Here is a 24,027-nt window from a genome sequence, read left to right on the forward strand (position 1 = left end):
AATTGCGCATCTGAGAATCTCGAGGTTCCGGGTTCGACGCTTCGCGTCGCCCCGGAACGACGGGAAGAGGCTCACGCCCCCGGCAGATCGAGGATGCGCTTGGCGACGATGCCGAGCATCACCTCCGAGGTGCCGCCTTCGATCGAGTTGGCCTTGGTGCGCAGCCAGGCGCGCGGGCGGGCGCCGCCTCTGGAGCGGTCGCTTTCCCATTCCAGCGCATCGATGCCGCCGGCCGACATCAGGATTTCGTGGCGGCGCTTGTTGAGCTCGGTGCCGTAATATTTCATCGCCGAGGAAAACGCCGGATGCGACTGCCCGGCCTTCGCCAGATCGATCGCCCGCTCGGCCACGGCCGCGAATGCCGCCTCGTCGATGTCGAACGTCGCGATCTGACCGCGCAGCATCGCATCGTCGAGCCGGCCGGAATCATCGCTACCGACGGAATCGGCGGCGACCTGCCCGAGCGGACGGCCAATGCCGCGCTCGCCCGTGCCCGAGATCATCGCGCGCTCATGCTGCAGCAGATATTTCGCGACATCCCAGCCGCGGTTGACGGTGCCGACCACATGCGATTTCGGCACGCGCACATTGTCGAAGAAGGTTTCGCAGAATGGGGAATAGCCGGAGATCAGGAGAATCGGCTTGGTCGATACGCCCTTCGAGGCCATGTCGAACAGGATGAAACTGATGCCGTCATGCTTCTTCACCGCGGGGTCGGTGCGCACCAGGCAGAAGATCCAGTCGGCGTAGTTGGCATACGACGTCCAGATCTTCTGGCCGTTGATGAGGTAGTCGTCGCCGTCGCTCTCGGCGCGGGTCTGCAGCGAGGCGAGGTCCGATCCGGCGTTCGGCTCGGAATAGCCCTGGCACCAGCGGATCAGGCCGGCGGCGATTTTCGGCAGATGCTCCTTCTTCTGCGCCTCGTTGCCGTACTTCAACAGCGCGGGGCCGAGCATCCAGATGCCGAAGCTCGACAGCGGCGCACGCGCGCCCATCGCCGCCATCTCCTCGCGCAGCACCTTGTGCTCGGCGCGGTCGAGCCCGCCGCCGCCATATTCCTTCGGCCAATCCGGCACGGTCCAGCCCTTGTCGCGCATCCGCTCGAACCAGACGCGCTGCGGCTCCGATGTGAATTTTGCGTTGCGCCCGCCCCAATAGGTGTCGCTCTCCGAGGTCATCGGACGGCGCATCTCCGGCGGGCAATTGGCCTCCAGCCAGGCGCGGGTTTCACGGCGGAATGTTTCCAGGTCGGACATATCAGGCGTTTCCATGTGGGAATGTTTGGAGGTGACCTTAGCCGTCACATCGCGGAATTCAATATATGTCTGATGTCAGCCCATGCAGCGCTGACGGTGGTCACAATGCCCGATCAGGTGTATTCGCAGAGCTGTAACGCTTGAAAAACAAGAGGAAACGGGCATGCGGTTGAAGTTGCTTTCGCCTGGCGAAATGAACGCCGACCAGAAAGAAACCTACGATGAGGCGATATCAGGAAAGCGCGGCGCCCCGCCGGCGCCGATGATGGCCTGGCTCAACAGCCCGGACATGGCGCGGCACGCCACGCGGCTCGGCGAGCAGCTGCGTTTCAACACGATATTTCCCGCAAAGCTTTCCGAGATCGCGATCCTCGTTACCGCCCGGCACTGGACCTCGCATTACGAATGGTTTGCGCACAAGCGGCTGGCGCTGAAGGGCGGCATGGATCCGAAGATCATCGAGGACATCCGCGACCGCCGCACGCCAACCTTCGACGATCCCAAGGGCCAGATGATCTACGACCTCGCCAAGTCACTGCATGAGGGCAAGGGCGTGTCGCAGGCGCTGTATGACGAGGCCGTAAAGGTGCTCACCGAGCGCGGGATCGTCGAGGTGATCGGGCTGTGCGGTTACTACACGATGGTGTCGATGACGCTGAATACGTTCGAGTTCGGATTGCCGGAGGGCGAGGTATCCGATCTTGCGTGATCTTTCTTCCCCCTCTCCCCGTTCTTCACGGGGTCGAGAAGAGCGAAGCTCGCTCTTAGAGGGTCGGGGTGAGGGGCTCTCTCCGCGAATTGTGATCCCACGATAGACCTGTACCCCCTCACCCGGACTTTCCGCTTCGCGTAAAGTCCGACCCCTCCCCGCAAGCGGGGCGAGGTTTAGGATCGCGAGCGGAGGCTACATGCACGAAAATCCACCCATCATTGCCGGCACCCGGATCGGGCATGTGCATCTCAAGGTCGCCGATCTAGACCGCGCGCTCGGCTTCTATTGCGACGTACTCGGCTTCGAGGTGATGCAGCGGATGGGTTCGGGGGCCGCGTTCATTTCGGCCGGCGGCTATCACCATCACATCGGCCTCAACACCTGGGAAAGCAAAGGCGGCCATCCGCCAGCGCCCGGCACCACCGGACTGTTTCATACCGCCATTCTCTATCCCAGCCGCCCGGCGCTGGCGGATGCGCTCCATCGCGTGATCCAGGCCGGAATCGAGCTGGATGGCGCCAGCGATCACGGCGTCAGCGAGGCGCTGTACTTGCGCGATCCCGATCAGAACGGCGTCGAGCTCTATCGCGACCGGCCGAAGGAGGAATGGCCGCACGCGCCGGACGGCTCGCTCGCGATGTTCACGAAGCGGCTGGATCTGGAGGATCTGCTGCGGCAGCGGGAGGTCTAGTCCCGTAGCCCGGATGAGCGAAGCGAAATCCGGGAAAACCTTATCCGCTGGGGAGACTGTTCCCGGATGTCGCTTCGCTCATCCGGGCTACGATTTCTTTGCGTGGCCTCTAATCATGATCAAAACGGCCGCGGTCAGCTCGACGCCGATGCAGGCGTAGAACGGCAGCGTGTAACTTCCCGACAGATCGCGCAATAGCCCCACCACACCCGGCCCGAACGCGTAGGTGATCTGGTTGATCGCCGTGATCAGGCTGATCAGCACGCCGAACGAGCGCGGATCGAACTCGCGCTGCACGATCAAGGCCGGCAGCGTGATCAGATTGCCGACAGAAAAGCCGAACAGCGCGCAGGCAGCGATCAACGCATAATCATTGTGCACATTGATGACGATGAGCAGCGCGACCGCCTGGCTCACGAACGAGAGCGAGGACGCCAGCCGCTGGTTCATGCGGTCGATCACGAAGGAAAACAGCACGCGGCCGACCACCGCCATCGCCGTCAACAGCGCCATCGCGACCGTGGCGCGCTGCCGCCCGATCACCGAATCCAGGAAAGCGATCAGGTGCACGATGAAGCCGACCTGCGCGAACAGCACCAGCGCGAACGCGATCGATACCGAGAGGAAGCCGATATCGCGAAACGCCCGCGCGCGAATTTGCGTCGGCGACGGCGCGTCCGCGGCATCGACCGCGCCCGCGTCGAGGTGGAGCGGCGGCCGTCCGACCAGCAGCAGGATCACCGGAACCATCAGCGCGACCATCACCACGGCCGAGACGGTCATCGCGCCGGAAAAACCGAAATAGCCGATCGCAGCCACCAATAGCGGCACGCCGACGATGCCGCCAAAGCTCGCGCCGTTCAGCGCCAGGCTGATCGCCATGCCGCGCTTGTCGTCGAACCACAGGCCGAGCGTATTGGTGATGATGGCAAGGCTGGTGCCCGCCCAGCCGAACGCCAGCACGGCATTGGCAAGGTAAAGCTGCCAGGGCTCGCGCACCTGACCGATCGAGATCGCCGCCGCGGCCATCGCGAGTGTCCCCGCGATCAGGCAGTTGCGCGCACCGAACGCCTTGATGGCCTCGCTGACGAAGGCGACCAGCGCCGCGCCGAACAGATAGAAGAACGTGGTACCGGACGAGATCAGCGACGCCGGCCAGCCGTGCAGCCGCTGTAGCTCGGCGACGTAGACGCTCTGGCCATAGAAGCCGAGTCCCCAGCCGAATGTTGCGAGCAGGAAACAGACGAGGACGATGCGCCAGCCGTCGTAACGGATGGAGGTTTCGTCGATGGAGGTGTAGTTGCGAGCGTCCAAGGGATGTCTCTTCGTTGCGATCGCGTCATTGCCGCGACTGTCCGGCACATGTCGGCAACAGCGAACAAGGCTGCAAGGACCATCAATTCGACGCCGACCGAACTGTCAGCAGGTGGCAACAATAGCGTTTTCGAGCGAAGTGGATTCCGGTTCGCATGAAGAAAACGCGTCAAACAATAGCTCTATCCCGCCGGCTTCGACGGATCGTAGAAGAAGCGCTCGCGCCAGACCTTGTCGCCGCGCCATTCCTGCAGCGCGACCTCGTCGAACCGCCCGGTCTTGCCGGACTGGAACACGAACTCGAACACCCAGTGGATCGCGACACGATCGCCCTCGACGATCGAGGTCACGCAGGTCGAGGTCACGCTCTTGACCCGCTCCAGCACCGCGCGCTCATGCGCCACCAGGACGTCGCGGCCGATTCGCGGCGGCGCCTCGTTCTCCTGCATGCTGGCATCCTCGGTATAGAACCGCTCGATCGCCCCGGCGTGATCACCGGAGACGACGGCTGCAATGAACTCATCAAGACGGGCACGCGTCGGCATGGAAGGCCTCCGGTAATTGAGTGTGAACTAGATGCCCGGACCGGGAATTCCGTCCGCCGGCCGCAATTTAGCCCGCCGTTTTGCAAATGACGCAAGCGCCAGGACAACAAGGCCGAGCAGCACCGGCGGGAACACCACCATGTTGACCATGGACCAGCCGTAATGCGCCAGCAACTGGCCGGACGAGAACGACCCCAGCGCCATCATCCCGAACACCAGAAAATCGTTGAAGGCCTGCACCTTGTTGCGTTCCTGCGACCGATGCGTCTCCAGCACCATCGCCGACGCGCCGATAAACGCAAAGTTCCAGCCCACGCCGAGCACGATCAGTGTCGCCCAGAAATGCATCGCGGTGATGCCGGCAAGGCCGATGCCCGCCGCCGCCGCTTCCAGCAGCAGGCCGACCGCAACGATTTTCGGCGCGCCGAAGCGCGCGATCAGCGAGCCCGTGAAGAAGCTCGGCCCGTACATCGCCACGATGTGCCACTGAATGCCGAAATTGGAATCGCTGACGGTGAGCCCGCACATCTTCATGGCGAGCGGCGCCGAGGTCATCACGAGGTTCATCATGGGATAAGCGATCACCCCGCACAGGGCGGCGGCGATGAAGCGCGGCTGCCGCGCGATCTCGAATAGCGGCCGACCACCGTGCATATCCGATGGCGCCGGCTTCGGTGCATCGACGCCTGCGAGCACCGCCATCGCCACCAGCGCGACAAACGCTTGCACCACGAAACTGAACGCAAACAGATAGGGCGGCCAGATATCCATGGTCCACTGCACGAGTTGCGGACCGAGCACGCCGGCGAATACGCCGCCCGCCATCACCCAGGACAGGGCTTTGGGACGGAACGCAACGCTGGCGCCGTCGGCGGCGGCAAAGCGATAGGACTGCGACACCGCCCCATAGAGCCCGCCGAGAAAGGTCGCGCAGCAAAACAGCCAGAATGACGCGTGCAAGATCGCGAACGCGCCGAGGGCGCCGGTCAACACGCCGCAGAAGGTACCGATGATGAAGGCGACACGGCGGCCATAGGCGCGCGAGATCGCACCCGTCGGCAGCGTGCCGGCGGCGAGCCCGAGCACATACATCGAGAGCGGCACGGTGGCGAGCGAGATATCAGGCGCCAGCGTCGCGCCGACGATCGAGCCGGTGGCGAAGATGACGGCCGAATTGGCGCCGGTCAGCGCCTGCGCCGCGGCGAGCCGCAGCACATTGGCGCGTGCGCGTGCGTCATTGGTTATCTCTTCGGTGACAGTCGTATCCAGCATCGGCCTTCCCGCCCGGCACCCCCGGGCAGGGAGCCTCATTGATTTGCGCGGCACTATGAAGACGTGAGGGGACGCAATCAACCGCCGCAAACGGGCGCGCGCTATGCGGAGTGCGCGCATTGGCACCTCACGGAGAACTGATTACACCAAGGTCGCCTCGATCGTGCCTATTGCGATACACGCAGCCGGCATTTCTGGAGTTCAAGCCATGAAGATCGACGACAGGCCGACCGTCGCCGCGCCCGACGATGATCCCTATCTCTGGCTCGAGGACATCGAAGGCGAGCGCGCGCTCGATTTCGTCGACCGGCAAAGCCGGCTGACGCTGGACACTTTCGGCAGCCGGCAATTCGCGGCAGATCGCGATGCGCTTGCGGCGATCTATGACCGCTCGGACAATATTCCCTACATCACGCGCCGCGGCGGGTTCGTTTACAATCTCTGGAAGGATGCCAAAAATCCGCGCGGCCTCTGGCGGCGCACGACGCTTGCGGACTTCCGCAACGCGGAGCCGGACTGGGAAACGCTGCTGGACATCGACCGCCTCGCCACTGAAGAGGACAAGGATTGGCTGCTCAACTGGACTGAGCCGCGGCCAGGCAACGACCCGCGCGTGATCGTCGGTCTTTCCCGAGGCGGCAGCGACGCGGTGGTGCTGCGGGAATTCGATCTGGATGCGAAGGCCTTCGTCGCAGACGGATTCGCCTTGCCGGAAGCCAAGACCGGCGTCCAATGGGCCGATGCCGACACGCTCCTGCTTTCGAGCTCGCTCGGCGAGGGCATGGCAACGACCTCAGGTTATGCGAGAACAGTCCGGCTGTGGCGCCGAGGCGAACCCGTGGAACAAGCGCCGGTGCTGTTCGACGTGCCGGCCGATCGGATGGGCGCGTATTGCGGCGTTGACGACACCGCGCCGACGCCGCGGGTGTGGTTCATCGATCGGATCGATTTCTTCAACCAGAAGCTCTGGCTCGGCACCGAGGCCGGTCCACAGACGAAACTAGACCTGCCGACCGACGTCTGGCTGGAAACGCATCGGGACTGGCTGGCCGTGAAGCTGCGTAGCGCCTGGACGGTCGCGGGCAAGACCTATGCGCCGGACAGCGTGCTTGGCATCCCGCTGTCGGCCTTTCTGGCCGGCGATCGCAGCTTCACCATCGTGTTCGAGCCAGGGACGCGGCGGGCGCTGCAGGGATTTTTCTGGACGGCCGGCAAGCTCGTATTGTCCGTTCTCGACGAACTGCAGCCGGTGTTCGAAATCTGCACGCCATCGGCAGACGGCTGGACGCGCGAGAAACTGCGGGGCCTTCCGGAGATCGGCGTGGTCGATGTCTGGCGCCTCGACCGTCACGAGGCCGAAAGCAACGGCGAGCTGCTCGCCAATGTGCAGGACCCGCTGACGCCGCCTTCGCTGATGCTGATCGAGGGCGTCGCCGCGCCAGCGCTGTTGAAGCAGGCGCCGAAGACGTTTTCCGCCGACGGGTTCGTGACCACCCGCCACGAGGCGATCTCGGTGGACGGCGAGCGCATTCCCTATGTGCAGACCGGTCCCGCCACAGCGACCGGCGATGCGCCGGTCTATATGAGCGCCTATGGCGGCTTCGGCCTCGCGGTGAGACCCTATTACAGCTCCGCGCTCGGCAAGCTCTGGCTGGAGCGCGGCGGCACCACGGTGCAGGCCAATATCCGCGGCGGCGGCGAGTTCGGCACGCGCTGGCACGATGCCGGCCGTTACGCCGGAAAGCGGCTGGCGCATGATGATTTCGCAGCCGTTGCCGCGGACCTCGTCAAACGCGGCGTGACGCGCGCCAACCGCATTGCCGCCGAAGGCGGATCGAACGGCGGCATCCTGATCACCAACATGCTGGTGCGATACCCTGAAAGGTTCGGCGCGCTGTTCTGCACGATCCCCCTGGTCGACATGCGCCGCTACACCAAACTACTCGCGGGCGCGAGTTGGATCGCGGAATATGGCGATCCCGACAAGCCCGCGGAGTGGGAGTGGCTGAAGACCTATTCCGCCTATCACACCGCAACAGCGGGCCAGAACTATCCGCCGATCCTGATCGCCACCACGCGTCGCGACGACCGCGTGCATCCCGGCCACGCCCGCAAGATGGCGGCCAAGCTGCAGGCCATGGGATATGAAGCGTATTTCTACGAGCCGGCAGCCGGCGGTCACGGCTACGGCAAGGACAATCGCGAACGCGCCGGCTTCATCGCGCTCGGATACGCGTTTCTGAGAAACAAGATCGGCTGGGGCGATGGCGCCGTGTAGCTCATAGGCGCCGGTCTGCAGGATGGGCAAAGGCGCGCTTGCGCCGTGCCCACCATCAGCACTCCGCTCGGAATGGTGGGCACGCTTACGCTTTGCCCGCCCTACAACGATGCCATGCGTATTACGCTCCGCCAATCCGCCACACGAATGGAGGGAAAAATGGACGCGCAAGCCGAACTCCGCATCATACGTGCGGCCTACGCCAAACAGATCCTTGCCGCGGCAGGCGTTGTCGATGTGCGCCTGGCACGGGCGTTTGCGGCCATTCCGCGTGAGGACTTTCTCGGTCCCGGTCCGTGGCTGGTGCTACGGTGGCTCCGCAACTATGTGCCGACACCCGACGCCGATCCCGTCTATCTCTATACCGACGATCTGGTCGCGCTGGTGCCCGAGCGGAACGTCAACAACGGGCAGCCGTCGCTGCACGCCCATCTCATTCACCAGGCCGCCCCCGCCGCAGGCGAGCATGTGGTGCATGTTGGAACGGGTACGGGCTATTACACCGCCATCCTCGCGCATCTCGTCGGACCATCCGGGCGCGTGACAGCAATCGAGTATGACGGGGCTCTTGCCGCGCGCACGAGAGCCAGCCTGGCGCCCTTTGCGAATGTCACCGTGATCGAGGGCGACGGCACGCAGGTGCCATTCGATGCCGCCGATGTCATCTATGTCAATGCCGGCTGCACGCAGCCAGCGAAACGCTGGCTCGATGGCCTTGCCGATGGCGGCCGCCTGATCATGCCGATGACGTCGGATCAGGGATTTGGCGGCATTGCGCCGGAGCGCATCGCGAGCGCCGGCGCCGTGTTCCGAATTGAGCGAAGAGCTGCGGATTATCTTGCGCAGTGGATTTCGCCTGTTGCGATCTTTCCCTGCGCCGGCGGCCGAGACGAGGAATCCGAACGGGCGCTCGCGGAAGCCTTTGCTCGTGGCGATGTTCAGAAGATCACGCGGCTGTACCGCGACCAGGACATTCCCGACGAGCGCTGCTGGCTTCGCGGATCGGGATGGTGCCTCGCCTATCACTGAGGCGCAGCAGGGTGGGCAAAGGCGCGCTTCGCTTTGCCCACCGTCAGCGCTCCGCTCGGAATGGTGGGCACGCTTGCGCTTTGCCCACCCTGCACTGCGGCGGCACTACTTCCGCCTAAACGCCAGGATCATGTTGTTGGCCGGCATCTGCACGGCTTCGATCAATGCGAGGCCCGTGCCCGCGGCGAGCTTCTCGATATCGACGATATCGCGCACGCCCCATTCCGCGTCCTGCTCGCGCAGGCTGGTGTCGAACACGGCGTTGCTCATCGCGGTATGCTTGCCGTCGCGCTTGAACGGGCCATAGAGAAACAATCGCCCATCACTCCGCAGATAGCGGCCTGCGCCGGCGAACAACCCCTCGGCCACGCGCCAGGGCGCGATGTGGATGACGTTGGCGCAGAACGCGGCGAGCAATTCGCCCGGCCCGCTGCCGTCTTGCATCTGCGGACACCAGGCGGGATCGGAGAGATCGACCCGCAGCGGCGGGCGGATGTTCGGCAACGCGGTATACGCGCGCCATGCTTCGATGCTCGCGATATGCCGCTCGTTGAGATCGCTCGGCCACCAGATGATGTCGGGCGTGTGGGTTGCGAAATGCACCACGTGCTGGCCGGTGCCGCTGCCGGCCTCCAGCACGTCGCCGGATTTTCCGGCGAGGAATTTCTGCAGCACCGCCCAGATCGGCGCATGGTTACGGTGGAATGCCGCCGCATCCAGCCTGCCGTCGGGTTCGACCGGCCGGCCATCCTTGCCGAACTCAACCACAAACTCAGCCATCAATTCGGTCCTGCAAAAAAGTGGCGCGGCGTCACTTCAGATCGCCGCAGAAAATTTCCTTTAACGTCCCAAGCAGACGCAATGTGCGCGGGTCGGCGACGCGATAATGCAGCGTCTGCGAGGTGCGGCGGAATTCCACCAGGCCATCGGCGCGCAGTTTCGCCAGATGCTGCGACAGCGCCGACTGGCTCAGCTTCACGACGCCGACCAGTTCGCCCACCGTCATCTCGCCGCGCACGGCAAGAAAGCAAAGGATCAGCAGGCGTTTTTCATTGGCCAGCATTTTGAGGAGCTGCGCCGCCTCGCCAGCCTGCTTCGCCAGCGTCTTCAGCGCCGCCTCATCGTCGGCACCGGCCGCGAAGGCGGTCTCTTGCTCGGTCGTTTGCTCAGTCGCCTGCTCAGTCTCTTGGGCGGCCGTGGCGGCTGCTCTCATCACTGCAAATCCGGTATCGTTTCCGTGTCCGCGAAGCACAGATATCACAATAGCGCGCCATCAGTTCTTTAGCATTGACTAAATTAGTAAATGCCGATACCCGTTCCAAAAAGCAAAAAATGATGCGGCGATGCGGCCGCAAGGGGAAGAAAACGTGCGGCCAGACCCGTTGCGCAGTAAAGCTGTTCTCTCTGATCCCGCCGCCCCGGATGCAACGATGGGCCGCCGCAGCTTCCTCGGCCTCGGTGCAGCCCTGACCGGCAGCCTCGCCCTCGGCGGCAAACCGGCCATCGCCAACCCCGCCCAGGAATCTCCCCCCGCCGACGCCCCATGGTCTCAATCGATCGGCGCGGGCGTGGTCGATCGGCCCTACGGCCGTCCTGCGGATTCCGAAGCCTCCGTCATCCGGCGCAACGTGCCCTGGCTCACCGCCGGCACGGAATCGTCGGTGAGCTTTTCGCCGCTGCAGGAGTTGCACGGCATCATCACGCCCAATGGATTATTCTTCGAGCGCCACCATGCGGGTTGGCCCAGCATCGATCCGGCGCAGCACAAGCTCATGATCCACGGTCTCGTCGAGCGGCCGCTGCTTCTCACGATGAAGGACATCCTGCGCTTTCCGCAGACGACGCGCGTCCATTTCATCGAGTGCCCGGCCAATGGCGGCATGAACTGGCGCGCCGCGCAGATGAACTCGCTGCAGTTCAGCCACGGCATGGTCAGTTGCGCGGAGTGGACCGGCGTCAGGTTGTCGACGCTATTGGAAGAGGTCGGCGTCAAGAAGGAAGCGAAGTGGGCGATGGTCGAAGGCGCCGACGGCGCGCATATGAACCGCAGCCTGCCGCTCGATAAATGTCTCGACGATTGCCTCGTGGTCTATGCGCAGAACGGCGAGGCGCTGCGGCCCGAACAGGGCTATCCGCTGCGGCTGGTGGTGCCGGGCTGGGAAGGCAACGTCAACATCAAGTGGCTGCGGCGGATCAAGCTCGGCGAAAAGCCGTGGCACAGCCGCGAAGAGACCTCGAAATACACCGATCTGATGCCTGATGGCATGTCGCGCGGCTTCACCTGGCTGATGGACGCGAAATCGGTGGTCACCTTTCCGTGCCCGGAAAAACCGCTCGATGGGCCCGGCCTCTATGAGATCAGGGGATTGGCCTGGACCGGCAACGGCAAGGTGAAACGTGTCGACGTCTCCACGGATGGCGGCGTCAACTGGCAGGCCGCGCGGCTGCACGAGCCGATACTATCGAAGGCGCTGACGAAATTCACGCTACCTTGGCGCTGGGACGGCCGTCCCGCGCTGGTCGCATCCCGCGTCGTCGACGAGACCGGTTACGTGCAGCCCACGATTGCACAACTGCGCGCGCAACGCGGTTCGAACTCGATCTACCACAATAATTCGATCCAGACCTGGCAGGTCAAACCGGACGGAAGCGTGTTCAATGTACAGCTCGCGTAAGATTGGCCTGCTGCTCGTCGCTGTCGTGCTTGCGGCCGCCTGCGCGCGCGCAAGCGCTGCGGAGCCCGGCCATTTCGGCTACGGCAGCGTGGCGACGCCGGCGCAGATCGCCGGATGGGACATCGACGCGCGCGGCGAGGACGGAACAGGCCTGCCGCCCGGCAAGGGCACGGTCGACAGGGGCGCCGACGTCTATGCCGAGCAATGCGCCGCCTGTCATGGAACCTTTGGCGAAGGCGAAGGCCGCTTTCCGAAGCTGGTCGGCGGCGTTGGATCGCTCCGGGACGAGCGCCCGGAGCCGACGGTGGGCAGCTACTGGCCGTTCGCGCCGACCCTATGGGACTATATTAACCGCGCCATGCCGATGCCCGCGCCGCACACATTGTCATCGGATGACGTTTATGCTTTGACCGCCTATATTCTGAGCCTCAACGACCTCGTTCCCGCTGAATTCGTTGCCGATCGCAACAGCTTGCCGAAAGTCAAAATGCGCAATCGCGACAATTTCATCTGGACCGACCCGCGCCCGGATACAACGGCCAAGCCTTGCATGAACGCCTGCGTGAACGCCGCCGATGTCAGGATCGCGTCGACGGCCGAAGGCAGGAATCTGACGCCGCGCACGACCGGGCCGCTCGACACGATGCAACCGAAATAGAATACGGAAACGCCTGTGACCGATCATTTCCCGATGAAATCCGCAAGGCTTCCTGCGTTAAGGCTTCCTGCGTTAAAGCTTCCTGCATTCGCGCTGGCACTGACAATCGGCGCGTTCGCATCCGCAGGCTCCGCGCAGGCGCAGTCCGCGGTCGACGAAGGCCGCAAGCTCGCCTTCGACCGCAGCAAGGGCAATTGCCTGACCTGTCATGTCATCAAGGGCGGCGACCTCCCCGGCACCATCGGGCCCGAGCTGGTCGACATCAAGAGCAAGTATCCCAAGCGCGAGGAACTCGTCGCCATTCTCCATGACGAAACCGAGCGTAATCCGCTGACGGTGATGCCGCCGTTCGGACGGAATCGAATTCTGACCGAAAAGGAAATCAACGCGGTGGTGGATTTCCTGCAGACGCTGTGACGCAAGACCGAGAAATCAGGGCTGTGACGTGCGCACGCACGCATGAGGAGACGAGATATGAGTGACGTCGAATTTTCGGCCACGCGCCGGCTGATCCTGCAGGGTGCAGGCGCAGTCGCGCTGATCGGCCTCGGCAATCTTCCCTTCCTGACATCCGCGCTTGCCGCGGCCAACGACAAATATCCGGAAGAGGCGTTCAAGCAGAAAAGCGACGCCGACGTCATCAAGACGCTCTACGGCAAGACCGCTGAGCCCTCGGACAAGGTGAAGATGGACGCGCCTGAAATCGCCGAGAACGGCGCCGTGGTGCCGATATCGGTCTCTACGACGCTGACGGACGTCACCTCGGTCGCGTTCCTCGTCAGCGAGAATCCGAACGTGCTGATCGCAAAATATAACATTCCGGCCGGCACGCTGCCGAACGTCGCCAACCGCATCAAGATGGCCAAGACCAGCAACGTGACCGTACTGGTGGAAGCCGGCGGCAAACTCTACAGCGCCTCCAAGGAAGTCAAAGTCACCGTTGGCGGCTGCGGCGGTTAAGGCATCGAGGGAGAACTCACATGGCATCCACCATTCGCGTGCGCGCCACTTCGAGCGGCGAGACCACCGAGGTGCAGGCGCTGATCCAGCATCCAATGGATTCCGGCTTCGTGAAGAACGCCAAGGGCGAGACCATTCCGCCGCACTTCATCCAGCAGCTTACCTTCGAGCATGACGGCAAGAACGTCTTCACCGCCGACTGGGGCGGCGGCATTTCCAAGGACCCCTACGTCAAGTTCACCTTCAAGGGCGGCAAGAAGGGCGATGAGCTGAAGATAGGCTGGGTCGACAACAAGGGCGCGACCGACACTACCACGGCGAAGATCCAATGAAGCTGCGATCCGCGATCTATCTGGCTTCCGCCGCGCTTTCGCTTGCGCTGTTGACGCTTGCAAGCACGCTGCCCTCTGATGCCGCCGATAAGGTCGATCCCGTCGCCGACGCCAAGGCGTTCAAGAAGTTCTTCACCGACAAATTCCCGAAGGTGAAGCTGGAAGACTTCGTCAACGGTCCCTATTCGATGAATGAGGACCTGTACAAGCAATGGCAGGACAAGGAGCAGTTTCCGCCTTACGAGTTCTCGCTCGAAATGGGCAAGGAAATGTTCTCCAAGCCGTTCAAGAACGGCAAGACCTATGCCGATTGCTTCGAGAATGGCGGCATCGGCGTCCGCCAGAACTATCCTTACTTCGACGCGAAGGAAGGCAAGGTCATCACGCTTGAGCTGGCGCTGAACCGCTGCCGCGAAGCCAATGGCGAAGCGCCCTATTCCTATGTCAGGGACGAAATGGCGGCGCTGACCGCCTACATGGCCTTCACCTCGCGCGGCAAGCCGATGGATATCAAGATCCCGGACGATCCGCGCGCGCTCGCGGCCTACGAAAACGGTAAGGAATATTTCTACACGCGGCGCGGCCAGCTCAACTTCTCCTGCGCCACCTGCCATGTGCAGAGCCCGGGCGAGCGCATCCGCGCCGAAATCCTGGCGCCCGCGCTCGGCATCGTCAACGCGATGCCGATCTATCGTTCGGAATGGAGCGGCATGGGCACCACCAGCCGGCGCTTCACCACCTGCAACAGCCAGATCCGCGGCGTGCCGCTGAGCCCGCAGGACGACGAATACCGCAACGTCGAATACTACCTGTCCTATGTCAGCAACGGACTACCGATATCGGGTCCGGGAGCGCGGCCATGAGGAACTTGATGCCAAAATCCGCATTGGTCCTGATACTGGTCGCGGCCGGCGCGATATCCGCGTCCGCCGCAGGTTCCGAGGACGATTTCAAGACGGCCTATGCTGCAGCCGAAGCCGCCAACAAGGAAGCCGGCAAGCTCCGCAATCAATGGACCACCACGGCGAATACGCTGGCGGCGGCGAAGAAGGCGGCCGATGCCGGCGATTTCGACAAGGCTACCGCGTCGGCCAAGGAAGCCGAGGCCCTGGCCAAGGCTTCGATCTTCCAGGCCACCAGCGAGAAGACCCGCTGGCGAGAGATGGAAATTCGCTAGAGCATGATCCGGACCCGGAGGGCCACGTTAGTGCAAAGTGGAAGCCGGCTTTCCGCCAAGATCATGCTCCACACATAGACGCCGTTACGACGCGCGGAGACCTGCATGACCATCCGCCGCCGCGATTTCCTGACGCTCGCGGGCGCCGCTACTCTTTCCAGCAGCCTGCCGCGGCTGGCGCGCGGTGCCGACAATGCCGGCGTCTATGATCTCGAGCGCTTCGGTAACGCCCGCATCCTGCACATCACCGACGTGCACGCACAGCTCCGGCCGGTGTTTTTCCGCGAGCCGAGCGTCAATCTCGGCGTCGGCCCGATGCACGGCAACCCGCCGCATCTGGTTGCACGCGCCTTTCTCGATCGCTTCGGCATCCGGCCCGACAGCGCCGACGCCTATGCCTTCACCTGCGTCGAGTTCGAAAAGGCCGCCGGCAGATTTGGCAAGCTCGGCGGTTTTGCGCATCTGAAGACGTTGATCGACCGGCTGCGCGGCGAGGTCTCGTCCGGGCGCTCCCTGCTGCTCGATGGCGGCGACCTCTGGCAGGGCACCGGTCTTGCCAACACGCTGCAGGGCGCCGACATGGTGGATGCCGCCAACCTGCTCGGCATCGAGGCGATGACCGGCCATTGGGAATTCACCTATGGCGAGAAGGTGCTGCGCGCCAATCTCGAACGCTTCAAGGGCGAATTCCTGGCACAGAACGTCTTCCTCACCGAAGAAGCCGCCTTCAACGATGCCAAGGCGTTCGATCCAGCTTCGGGCCGCGTGTTCAAGCCATCCGTGATCAAGGAGATCGGCTCATATCGCGTCGCCGTGATCGGACAGGCATTCCCCTACGTGCCGATCGCCCATCCCAAGCGCTTTACGCCGGACTGGAAATTCGGCATCCGCGACGAAGAGCTGCAGAAGCTCGTCGATGGCCATCGCAATAACGACAAGGTCGACGCCGTCATTCTGCTCTCGCATAACGGCATGGATGTCGACCTCAAGCTCGCCAGCCGTGTCACCGGGATCGACGTCATCCTCGGCGGCCACACCCATGACGCCGTGCCGCAGCCGATTGCCGTGACCAACGCGGGCGGCACCACGCTTGTCACCAATGCCGGCTCGAACGGCAAGTTTCTGGCCGTACTCGATCTCGAACTCGGCAAGGGCAAGGTCAAGGATGTGCGCTACCGGCTGCTGCCGGTGTTTTCGGAATTGTTGAAGCCCGACCCGGCGATGCAGGCGTTGATCGACAAGATCCGCGAGCCGCATGCGGCTGCGCTGAGCGAGAAGCTCGCATCCGCCGACCGCCTGCTCTACCGCCGCGGCAATTTCAGCGGCAGCATGGATCAACTGATCTGCGATGCGCTGCTCGGCGAATTGAATGCCGAGATCGCGCTGTCGCCAGGCTTTCGCTGGGGTACCACCGCGCTGGCGGGACAGCCGCTGACGATGGAAGACGTGATGGCGCAGACCGCCGTCACCTACCCCGAGACCTACGTCCAGACCATGACCGGCGGCCAGATCAAGGACGTGCTGGAAGACATCTGCGACAATCTCTTCAACACCGATCCCTATTACCAGCAGGGCGGCGACATGGTCCGCGTCGGTGGCCTGCATTACACCTGCAACCCGAACGAGACGGTCGGCAAGCGGATTTCCGACGTGAAGCTCGACAATGGCCGCACGCTGGAGGCCGGCAAGCGCTACAAGGTCGCGGGCTGGGCTTCCGTCAACGAGCAGACCGGCGCGCCGATCTGGGATGTGGTCGCCAGGCATCTGAGGTCAGGCAAGCCGCCGAACCGGGCCGCCCCCGGCGTCACGCTGAAAGGCGTGGATGGCAATCCCGGCATTGCGGGACAGGCATGACGATTTCGAGCACGCTTCGCGTCGTGATCGCGGCGCTGTCAATCGCGGCTCCCGCGCCTGACGCCCGCGCCCAGCAGGCGCCGCTGCAGGACAAGCCGTTTGCCGAGCACAAGATCGTGCTGCAGCTTTCCGACAACGACGCGCGCAAGCAGGGCCTCGTGCTCAGCGTCGCCAGCAACCTGATGAAGCATTACGATCCCGACAAGGTCGCGATCGAGATCGTCGCGTTCGGCCCCGGCATCGACCTGCTGCGCCCGGAGAATCCCAACCGCAAGATGGTCGAGAGCCTGGTGGCGCACGGCGCGCGCTTCGACATCTGCCTCAACACCATCGATACGCTGGAGCGCGAGAACGGCAAGCGGCCGGAGTTCATCGCCGCGGCAACGCCGGTGCAGGTCGGCGTGGCGCAGATTCTGTTCCTGACGGAGAATGGGTACACGCTGGTAAGGCCGTGACATGCGCCGCTGGTATGAAAGAAGACGTGCCGCGATGCTCCTTCAGCGTCATTGCGAGCGGAGCGAAGCAATCCATCTATTGCTTCGCTCCGCTCGCAACGACGGGCCAGACCGGGCCCGGCTCTGGGAAGTAAGATTCCTTCGTCAAGACCACTTGATATAGATGAAAGCCATTTGAGAAGACCCTCAAACTAGAATAATATACTGCACCAGACTCATGTTGAGCGCGGCAGCAGCCATGATCTTTCGCCAACTCTTCGACAGCGTTTCCGGCACCTACAGCTACCTGCTGGCGAGCCGCGCCGGCGGCGAGGCGTTGATCCTCGATCCCGTGCTGGAAAAGGCCGACCGCTATTGCCAGCTCCTCCGCGAACTCGATCTGCGGCTGGTGAAGGCGGTCGACACCCACCTGCACGCCGACCACGTCACGGGCTTGGGCGAACTGCGCGATCGCACCCAGTGCATCACCATCATGGGCGAGCAGAGCAAGGCCGATGTGGTGTCGATGCGGGTGTCCGACGGCGACAAGGTGACAATCGAGGGGTTGTGTCTCGATGTCATGTACACGCCCGGCCACACCGACGATTCCTATTCTTACCTGATGGGCGATCGCGTCTTCACCGGCGACACGCTGTTGATCCGCGGCACCGGCCGCACCGATTTTCAGAACGGCTCCTCGCGCGCCCAGTACGAGTCAATCTTCAACCGCCTTTTGAAGCTGCCTGAGGAAACGCTGGTGTTCCCCGCCCATGACTACAAGGGCGACACGGTCTCCACCATCGGCGAGGAGAAGCGCTACAATCCGCGGCTGCAGGTGCGCAACGTCGATGAATATATCGAGCTGATGGCCAATCTGAAGCTGCCGAACCCGAAGATGATGGACGTCGCCGTGCCCGCCAACATGCATGTCGGCCTGCATCAGGAGGAACTCGCCAAGCAGGGGCTCGCGCTCTCCGCGCGCGATGCCATCAACAGTCTCGGCCGGCCTGATATCCTCCTGGTCGATCTGCGCGAGACGGGCGAGCGCACCAAGCACGGCACGATCGCGGGCGCGCTGCATGCGCCTTACCCCGGCATCTCCGAGAGCCTCAAGCCCGGCGGCATGCTGCGCGAAGTCGCCGCCGCCACCGGCCGCCGCGTGGTGTTCTTCTGCGCTTTCGGCGAGCGCTCGGCGATGGCAGTGGCCGCGGCGAAGAACGCGGGGCTGACCAACACCGCGCATATCGAAGGCGGTATCGACGCGTGGAAGAAGGTCGGCGGGCCGGTGGTGATGGGGTAGCCATTATGGGTGCCGTCGTCCCTGCGAACGCAGGGACCCATACGCCGCGGCGTCAATGATTGAGCGCAGTGGCTGACGCCTTGCTTGAATTACAGCGCCCTGTGGTTATGGGTCCCTGCGTTCGCAGGGACGACGCAGCATCTGCGGCCTACTTCCCCACCCGCTTTAACTCCGCCGTCAGCGCATCCAGCGCGTCCGCCAGCAACACACCGCCGCACTCGGTCATGCGTTCCGGGATCACGATCCGCTTCGCCGGCGGATAGAAACGCTCCAGCGCCGGATGCAGCAGGAACGCCTGGCCGTCATCGCGCGCGGTATCACCTGCCTGTGAAACCACCAGGAAATCCGGCCGCAATTTCACGATCGCCTCCAGCGACGCAAAGCCGCCGAAGGCAAAACCGAGATCGCCGGCCGCGCTGCGCAGGCCGGTTTCAGCCAGTAGCGAACCGACAAAGCTGTCGCTGCCCGCCACCCAGCCGCGCCGCGACAGCGGCAGCACGCGGTAATGCCGCTCCGAAACCGCCTGCCGGGCACGCGCCAGCGCCGCATCGAGCCGCGCGATTTCCGCCGCCGCGCGATCGGGATGACCGGTGATGTCGCCGGCTTCGCGGATCTGCTGCCGCGCTTCATCGAGCGTTCGCGGCACCGCGAGTTCAGCCAGACGAAGCCCTTTCGCCTTCAACAACTCCCGCGTCGCGCGCTTGTCGAACGCGCTGGCGACGACGATGTCGGGCTTTATCAGCAGCACATCCTCGGCTCCGCCCGACAGCACCGGATAGCGGCTGAGGTCGCCCGCTTGCGATTGCCAGCCGTCGCGCGAGTACCGGCTCAAGCCGAGAATCTGCTCGGGGTCGGCAAGCCTCAGCACCAATTGATCGGTGCAGACATTCATCGACACCAGACGCGGCAGATTGGCGGCGGGCGCGGGACCGCCCGGCATCGCCAGCACCGCGGCCGCAATTGCGAGCCGCCATCGCATCAGACATCCGCCCACGGCACGATCACCGCCTCGCGCTGGTACTCCGCGCGATAGGCCGAGATCCGGAACACATCGGCCATCACCTGTTCGGACAGCGCCTCGGCCGGCGCGCCCTGCGACACCAGCCGTCCCTCGCGCAGCACCAGCACGTGGTCGGCAAATCGCGCGGCCAATCCCAGATCATGCGTCACCACAATCACCAGCACGCCATTGTCGGCGGTCGCGCGCAAATTCTGCATCACGTCGATCTGGTGCCGCGGATCGAGCGAGGCGGTCGGCTCGTCGGCCAGGATGACCGGCGCCTCCACGGCCAGCGCACGGGCCAGCGCGACGCGGCTGCGCTCGCCGCCGGAGAGTTCGGTGACGCGGCGATCGCCGAACTCGATCACGTCGACCGCCTGCATCGCACGCAGCACGGCTTCCGCATCCTTCGGCGACAGCCGTGCCGGATCGGTCGCGCCATGCGGATAGCGGCCGAGTGCTACGATATCGCGCGCCGGCAGCGGCCAGTGCACGACATGCCCCTGCGGCAGATAGCCGAAACGCTTGGCGCGCTCGCGCAATGGCAGCGACGCCAGCGTTTGGCCGCCGATCTCGATCTCGCCTTCGGACGGGATCAGTCCCGCCAGCGACCGCAGCAGCGTGGTCTTGCCGGCGCCGTTCGGCCCGACCAAGGCAACCAGATGTCCCGCTTCAAGCGCGAGCGAAACGTCTTCCAGCACGACGCGGCCGGCGAGCCGCACGCGAAGTCCCCTTGCTGTCAGCAGTGCCTGCTCGCTCATGCGACGCCTCCACCAAGTGCGCGGCGCTCGCGCATGATCAGATAAAGGAAGAACGGCACGCCGATAATCGAGGTCAGCACGCCGACCTTGATGTCCGAGGTCGAGGGGATGATTCGAACCGCGATATCGGCCGCGAGCAGCAGCGCAGAGCCGGCGAGCGCGCTCGGCACCAAGAGCCGCCCCGGATCATGGCCGACCAGGGGCCGCATCAGATGCGGCGCGACCAGGCCGATGAAACCGATGGTGCCGGTGACCGCGACCGCGCCGCCGACACCTAGCGCGACGCCCGAAATCACGAACAGCCGGAGACGGCCGACATCGACACCGAGGCTTTGCGCGGTTTCCTCGCCGAGACTGAGCGCGCGAAAGGCATGACGCTGGCTGAACAGCATGAGCCCGCCGGCAATGATGAAGGGAAACGCCAGCATCACATGCTGGAAGCTGCGGTCCTCCAGCGAGCCCAATAGCCAGAACGCGATCTCCAGTACCACGAAGGGATTGCTGGAAAGGTTCATCACCAGCGCGGTGGCGGCGCCCGCAAAGCTCGAGATCGCCAGGCCAGAGAGAATGAGGATCAGCAGCCCGGCATTGCGGCCGGCGATCGACAGCAGCACGAACACGGACGCGAACGCTGCGATGATCGCCGCGACCGGCAGCGCGTAGGAGCGCACATCGGCGAGCCCCAGCGCGATCACCAGCACGGCGCCGAAAGCGGCCGATTGCGGCGCGCCGAACAACGAAGGCGAGGCCAGCGGATTGCGCAGCAGGCCCTGCAGCGCCGCGCCCGACAGGCCGAGAATGGCGCCGATCGCGAGCGCCAGCAGCGTGCGCGGCAGGCGGATCTCCCGCACGATCACCTGCGATACGTCGCTGCCCGCGCCTAACAGCGCTTGCGCCACTGAAAGCGGCGACAGCCGCACCGGGCCGATGCCGAGCGAGATCAGCATCAGAAACACAACGAGGACGGAAAGCGCCGCCACCGCGCCGATCCGCCGGCGCGCGGCAATCTCGTTGGTCAGGGTTACGGCCTCAACACTCATCGATCGTCCTAAAGCAGGTTTACGCGCTCTGGTACAGGAGACAGGCACAAGTGCTCATGCGGCAAAAATAGCGCACTCGTCCAGCAGGGATCGCTGGGCGCGCCGGGCGGATTGACTCGGACTTTGGCAAACTTCTACCATAATTCCCGACGGTTCCCGTTCGGGGATCAAATGGGAATGCGGTGCGGGGAAAATCCCCAATTCCGCGGCTGCCCCCGCAACTGTAAGCGGCGAATCCTTCGTCACACGCCACTGGGCATCTCGGTCCTGGGAAGGCGACGATGGGGTAACGACCCGCGAGCCAGGAGACCTGCCGTCAGCCGTGGTCACACGCGAAGATGTCGGTCGGGGAGTACAGGCATTGGCTTCACCTAAGCTGCGTTAGCACACGGTGAGACTTGGTTCGCTGTGACGTGCCACTGACGTCATACCGGGGTCTTAAGTCCATGTCTTCCACCAGCAGGGCCGCCACGCGCCGCCGCGTCTGGCTTGCTTCCAGCTTCCTCATACCGATCGCATCGCTCGGCATTTCCGGCGCAGAGGCACAGACGCCGCCGCCCGAACCATTGCCGCCGATCGAAATCACCTCGCCCACCGACCCGAACCGGACCCGCGCCAAGCCGACCTACGATGAAGGATCGACCTCGCGCCGTGTCGTGCCGGCGGCCGCGCCGTCGCGCGGCACCACCCCCGCAGCGGGGACCGGCTCGAACACCGCACCCCAGGGCGTCTCGCAAGGCGCAGGCGGCAGCGGCGAGCGGCAGTTTTCAGGCATCGTCGGCACCGCGTCGACCGTTATTACCGCCCAAGAGATCGCGCATTCGCCCGCACAGACGTTACAGGAAATCATCGCGCAAACGCCCGGCGTGCAGTTGACCAGCCTGTTTGGCGGCGTCAACGGCGCCAAGACCAGTGTCGACCTCCGCGGATTCGGCGCGTTCGCGACCTCAAATACCCTGGTGCTCATCAACGGCCGACGGCTCAACGACATCGACATGGCCGGCGTCGATTTTTCGACCATTCCGCGCGATTCGATCGAGCGCATTGAAATCACGCGCGGCAACAGCGGCGCGGTGCTCTATGGCGACAATGCGATCGGCGGCGTCATCAACATCGTCCTGAAGAACGGCGTTGGCGGCCCGCCTGTCGCCATGCGCGCCGAGGCCGGTGTCGGCTCCTTCAACCAACGGCTTGCGAATATCTCGGCTGCGACCAACTATGGACCCTGGTCGACGTCCTTCTATGGCAACGCCATCAAGTCCGACGGCTATCGCGAAAACAACGCGCTGGACCAGCGCAACGGGGTCGGCAATCTCAACTACACCACGCCTGACCTCAAGGCCTTCCTGACGGTGACCGGCGACGACCAGAAGCTCGGATTCCCCGGCGGCCGCATCGTCGATCCCTCGATCGGCGTCAACGAACTGGTCACGAACCGCCGGGGCGCCGCCACGCCATTCGATTACGGCAACCAGCAGGGCGCCAGCGCCACCACCGGCTTTACCAAGACAATCATGAACGGCGTCGACCTGATCGTCGACGGCGGCGTTCGGAAGAAGGATACGCAAAGCGGTTTCTTCGGCGCGATACCGTTCGCCTCGCCACTTCCGAGCTTCTCCTCCACCTATAACGACGCATCATTGCTGACCTGGTCGATCACGCCGCGATTGAGCGTCAAGAACACAATCTTCGGAATCCCTTCGCAAATCCTGACCGGCATCGATTATTACGACGCGACGTTCAATCAGGACCGCGGCGCGTTCAGAGGCGTTGCGCCGACCCACATCTACGACCTGTCGCAACAGACGCTGGCCGGCTACTGGCAGCACACCGTTGGCCTGTTGCCGACGACCGACTTCTCGTATGGCGCCAGGGTTCAAAACACCAGCCTGAGTGCCCGGGACCGGTTCGATCCCAATGCGCCCGGTTGCGCCCTGTTCTTCAATTGCAGCCCCGCGGCCTCTCCGTTGGACAGTAACGAAACGCAATATGCGCTACATATTGGCCTCGAGCATCGCTTCAACAGCGTGTTCTCGGTATTCGGCCGCGCCGCGCGCGCATTCCGAACCCCGACCGTCGACGAGCGCGTCTCCAACGGTCCCTTCTTCGTTCCCGGGACTTTCCAGTTGAAGACCCAGACCTCGCACGACATCGAGGGCGGATTCCGCATCAAGAGCGGTGGCTTCCAGATGCAATCGAGCATCTACAACATGGACATCGAGAACGAGATCCATTTTATCCCGGCGCTGTTTTTCAACGTCAACCTCGATCCGACCCGTCGCTACGGCTCGGAGACCAGCGCCTCGCTGCGCGTCAGCGACACGGTGACGCTCCGCGGCGGCGTGGCCTACACCCGCGCCGTGTTTCGCGAAGGCGAGTTCGCCGGTAACGACGTGCCGCTGGTCTCGCGCTACACAGCCAGCGGCGGCGTGACCTGGAACATCTGGCAGAACTATCTGGTGCTGGATGCCACCGTCCGGGCCTGGAGCGAACGCTTCATGGACAATGACCAGGCCAACACCCAGCGGCGTATTCCGGCGGATGCCACCGTCGATTTGAAACTGAGTGGCGCCTACGATCGCTTCTTCTGGTCGGTGGGCGTGAACAATCTGTTCAACGCGCTCTACTATGACTACGCGATCGCAAGCTCGTTTACGCCCGGCCGCTTCTCCGCCTATCCGCTCCCCGGCCGCACCTTCATGGTGAAGGCCGGCGCGACGTTCTGACCTGAGCCGCCGG

24 protein-coding genes and 1 riboswitch are annotated in these 24,027 nt (G+C 63.8%); of the genes, 15 read left to right on the forward strand and 9 right to left on the reverse strand.

Going from position 1 to position 24,027, the window contains the following annotated elements:
* Positions 1 to 71 precede the first annotated feature (71 nt).
* Positions 72 to 1,256 carry an acyl-CoA dehydrogenase family protein gene (locus CQ12_RS32540; protein ID WP_057839462.1) on the reverse strand — a complete coding sequence of 395 codons (1,185 nt, stop codon included), beginning with the start codon at positions 1,254 to 1,256 and terminating at the stop codon, positions 72 to 74.
* A gap of 163 nt (positions 1,257 to 1,419) precedes the next feature.
* Between CQ12_RS32540 and CQ12_RS32545 the strand changes: the two genes are divergently transcribed.
* Positions 1,420 to 1,965, forward strand: coding sequence for a carboxymuconolactone decarboxylase family protein (locus CQ12_RS32545; RefSeq protein ID WP_057839367.1), 546 nt, complete (start codon positions 1,420 to 1,422; stop codon positions 1,963 to 1,965).
* 199 nt (positions 1,966 to 2,164) lie between these two features.
* Positions 2,165 to 2,659 (forward strand): VOC family protein, encoded by a 495-nt coding sequence (locus CQ12_RS32550; RefSeq protein WP_057839368.1) that lies wholly within the window; start codon positions 2,165 to 2,167, stop codon positions 2,657 to 2,659.
* Between the two features lie 87 nt (positions 2,660 to 2,746).
* Here the strand turns inward: CQ12_RS32550 and CQ12_RS32555 are convergent, their stop codons facing one another.
* The 3 genes from CQ12_RS32555 to CQ12_RS32565 form a co-directional block, all read right to left on the reverse strand.
* On the reverse strand, positions 2,747 to 3,973 hold the full coding sequence (locus CQ12_RS32555) for an MFS transporter (protein WP_057839463.1): 1,227 nt from the start codon (positions 3,971 to 3,973) through the stop codon (positions 2,747 to 2,749).
* 182 nt (positions 3,974 to 4,155) lie between these two features.
* Positions 4,156 to 4,518, reverse strand: a complete 363-nt coding sequence (locus CQ12_RS32560) for a nuclear transport factor 2 family protein (RefSeq protein WP_057839369.1) — start codon at positions 4,516 to 4,518, stop codon at positions 4,156 to 4,158.
* 27 nt (positions 4,519 to 4,545) lie between these two features.
* Positions 4,546 to 5,790: an MFS transporter gene (locus CQ12_RS32565; protein ID WP_057839370.1), complete on the reverse strand. Its 1,245-nt coding sequence runs from the start codon at positions 5,788 to 5,790 to the stop codon at positions 4,546 to 4,548.
* A gap of 208 nt (positions 5,791 to 5,998) precedes the next feature.
* Here CQ12_RS32565 and CQ12_RS32570 point away from each other — a divergent pair, with 208 nt between their 5' ends.
* On the forward strand, positions 5,999 to 8,068 hold the full coding sequence (locus tag CQ12_RS32570; protein WP_057839371.1) for a prolyl oligopeptidase family serine peptidase: 2,070 nt from the start codon (positions 5,999 to 6,001) through the stop codon (positions 8,066 to 8,068).
* Positions 8,069 to 8,227: 159 nt separating this feature from the next.
* Positions 8,228 to 9,097 (forward strand): protein-L-isoaspartate O-methyltransferase family protein, encoded by an 870-nt coding sequence (locus CQ12_RS32575; RefSeq protein WP_245310256.1) that lies wholly within the window; start codon positions 8,228 to 8,230, stop codon positions 9,095 to 9,097.
* Between the two features lie 105 nt (positions 9,098 to 9,202).
* Here the strand turns inward: CQ12_RS32575 and CQ12_RS32580 are convergent, their stop codons facing one another.
* Both CQ12_RS32580 and CQ12_RS32585 read right to left on the reverse strand, forming a co-directional pair.
* A complete protein-coding gene (locus tag CQ12_RS32580) occupies positions 9,203 to 9,877 on the reverse strand; it encodes a DUF938 domain-containing protein (protein ID WP_057839373.1) in 675 nt (224 codons plus the stop codon).
* A 31-nt stretch (positions 9,878 to 9,908) separates the two neighbouring features.
* Entirely contained in the window at positions 9,909 to 10,310 is a 402-nt protein-coding gene (locus CQ12_RS32585) for an ArsR/SmtB family transcription factor (RefSeq protein WP_083519563.1), read from the reverse strand.
* Between the two features lie 217 nt (positions 10,311 to 10,527).
* On the opposite strand from CQ12_RS32585, the gene soxC reads away from it, so the two are divergent.
* The 10 genes from soxC (at position 10,528) to CQ12_RS32635 (ending at position 18,487) form a co-directional block, all read left to right on the forward strand.
* Positions 10,528 to 11,772, forward strand: coding sequence for a sulfite dehydrogenase (gene soxC, locus CQ12_RS32590; protein WP_057839374.1), 1,245 nt, complete (start codon positions 10,528 to 10,530; stop codon positions 11,770 to 11,772).
* A complete protein-coding gene (locus CQ12_RS32595; RefSeq protein WP_057839375.1) occupies positions 11,756 to 12,430 on the forward strand; it encodes a c-type cytochrome in 675 nt (224 codons plus the stop codon). The genes soxC and CQ12_RS32595 overlap by 17 nt, the downstream gene beginning before the upstream one ends.
* Before the next feature lie 33 nt (positions 12,431 to 12,463).
* Positions 12,464 to 12,847: a sulfur oxidation c-type cytochrome SoxX gene (gene soxX / locus CQ12_RS32600; RefSeq protein ID WP_083519564.1), complete on the forward strand. Its 384-nt coding sequence runs from the start codon at positions 12,464 to 12,466 to the stop codon at positions 12,845 to 12,847.
* A gap of 57 nt (positions 12,848 to 12,904) precedes the next feature.
* On the forward strand, positions 12,905 to 13,390 hold the full coding sequence (gene soxY / locus CQ12_RS32605) for a thiosulfate oxidation carrier protein SoxY (protein ID WP_057839376.1): 486 nt from the start codon (positions 12,905 to 12,907) through the stop codon (positions 13,388 to 13,390).
* Between the two features lie 20 nt (positions 13,391 to 13,410).
* Complete coding sequence (gene soxZ / locus CQ12_RS32610) at positions 13,411 to 13,722, forward strand: thiosulfate oxidation carrier complex protein SoxZ (protein WP_057839377.1); 312 nt, start codon at positions 13,411 to 13,413, stop codon at positions 13,720 to 13,722.
* A complete protein-coding gene (gene soxA, locus CQ12_RS32615; RefSeq protein ID WP_057839378.1) occupies positions 13,719 to 14,585 on the forward strand; it encodes a sulfur oxidation c-type cytochrome SoxA in 867 nt (288 codons plus the stop codon). Before soxZ ends, soxA begins: the two co-directional genes overlap by 4 nt.
* Positions 14,582 to 14,899 (forward strand): hypothetical protein, encoded by a 318-nt coding sequence (locus tag CQ12_RS32620; RefSeq protein WP_430642288.1) that lies wholly within the window; start codon positions 14,582 to 14,584, stop codon positions 14,897 to 14,899. The genes soxA and CQ12_RS32620 overlap by 4 nt, the downstream gene beginning before the upstream one ends.
* 105 nt (positions 14,900 to 15,004) lie before the next feature.
* Positions 15,005 to 16,753, forward strand: a complete 1,749-nt coding sequence (gene soxB / locus CQ12_RS32625) for a thiosulfohydrolase SoxB (protein ID WP_057839380.1) — start codon at positions 15,005 to 15,007, stop codon at positions 16,751 to 16,753.
* The gene (locus tag CQ12_RS32630; RefSeq protein WP_057839381.1) at positions 16,750 to 17,208 is read left to right on the forward strand and encodes a DsrE family protein; all 459 of its coding nucleotides are present in this window, start codon (positions 16,750 to 16,752) and stop codon (positions 17,206 to 17,208) included. Before soxB ends, CQ12_RS32630 begins: the two co-directional genes overlap by 4 nt.
* A 238-nt stretch (positions 17,209 to 17,446) precedes the next feature.
* Positions 17,447 to 18,487: an MBL fold metallo-hydrolase gene (locus CQ12_RS32635; RefSeq protein ID WP_057839466.1), complete on the forward strand. Its 1,041-nt coding sequence runs from the start codon at positions 17,447 to 17,449 to the stop codon at positions 18,485 to 18,487.
* A 148-nt stretch (positions 18,488 to 18,635) separates the two neighbouring features.
* On the opposite strand, the gene CQ12_RS32640 is transcribed toward CQ12_RS32635, so the two are convergent.
* Genes CQ12_RS32640 through CQ12_RS32650 form a run of 3 tightly spaced genes read right to left on the reverse strand, consistent with a single transcriptional unit; the run spans position 18,636 to position 21,288 of the window.
* The gene (locus CQ12_RS32640) at positions 18,636 to 19,466 is read right to left on the reverse strand and encodes an ABC transporter substrate-binding protein (RefSeq protein ID WP_057839382.1); all 831 of its coding nucleotides are present in this window, start codon (positions 19,464 to 19,466) and stop codon (positions 18,636 to 18,638) included.
* Positions 19,466 to 20,248 (reverse strand): ABC transporter ATP-binding protein, encoded by a 783-nt coding sequence (locus CQ12_RS32645; RefSeq protein WP_057839383.1) that lies wholly within the window; start codon positions 20,246 to 20,248, stop codon positions 19,466 to 19,468. The genes CQ12_RS32640 and CQ12_RS32645 overlap by 1 nt, the downstream gene beginning before the upstream one ends.
* A complete protein-coding gene (locus CQ12_RS32650; RefSeq protein WP_057839384.1) occupies positions 20,245 to 21,288 on the reverse strand; it encodes a FecCD family ABC transporter permease in 1,044 nt (347 codons plus the stop codon). The genes CQ12_RS32645 and CQ12_RS32650 overlap by 4 nt, the downstream gene beginning before the upstream one ends.
* Positions 21,289 to 21,421: 133 nt before the next feature.
* Positions 21,422 to 21,620: riboswitch (cobalamin riboswitch) on the forward strand.
* A gap of 114 nt (positions 21,621 to 21,734) precedes the next feature.
* Here CQ12_RS32650 and CQ12_RS32655 point away from each other — a divergent pair.
* Positions 21,735 to 24,014: a TonB-dependent receptor gene (locus CQ12_RS32655; protein WP_057839385.1), complete on the forward strand. Its 2,280-nt coding sequence runs from the start codon at positions 21,735 to 21,737 to the stop codon at positions 24,012 to 24,014.
* Positions 24,015 to 24,027: the final 13 nt, after the last annotated feature.

The sequence above is a fragment of the Bradyrhizobium jicamae genome, from assembly GCF_001440395.1.
Classification (GTDB): Bacteria; Pseudomonadota; Alphaproteobacteria; order Rhizobiales; family Xanthobacteraceae; genus Bradyrhizobium; species Bradyrhizobium jicamae.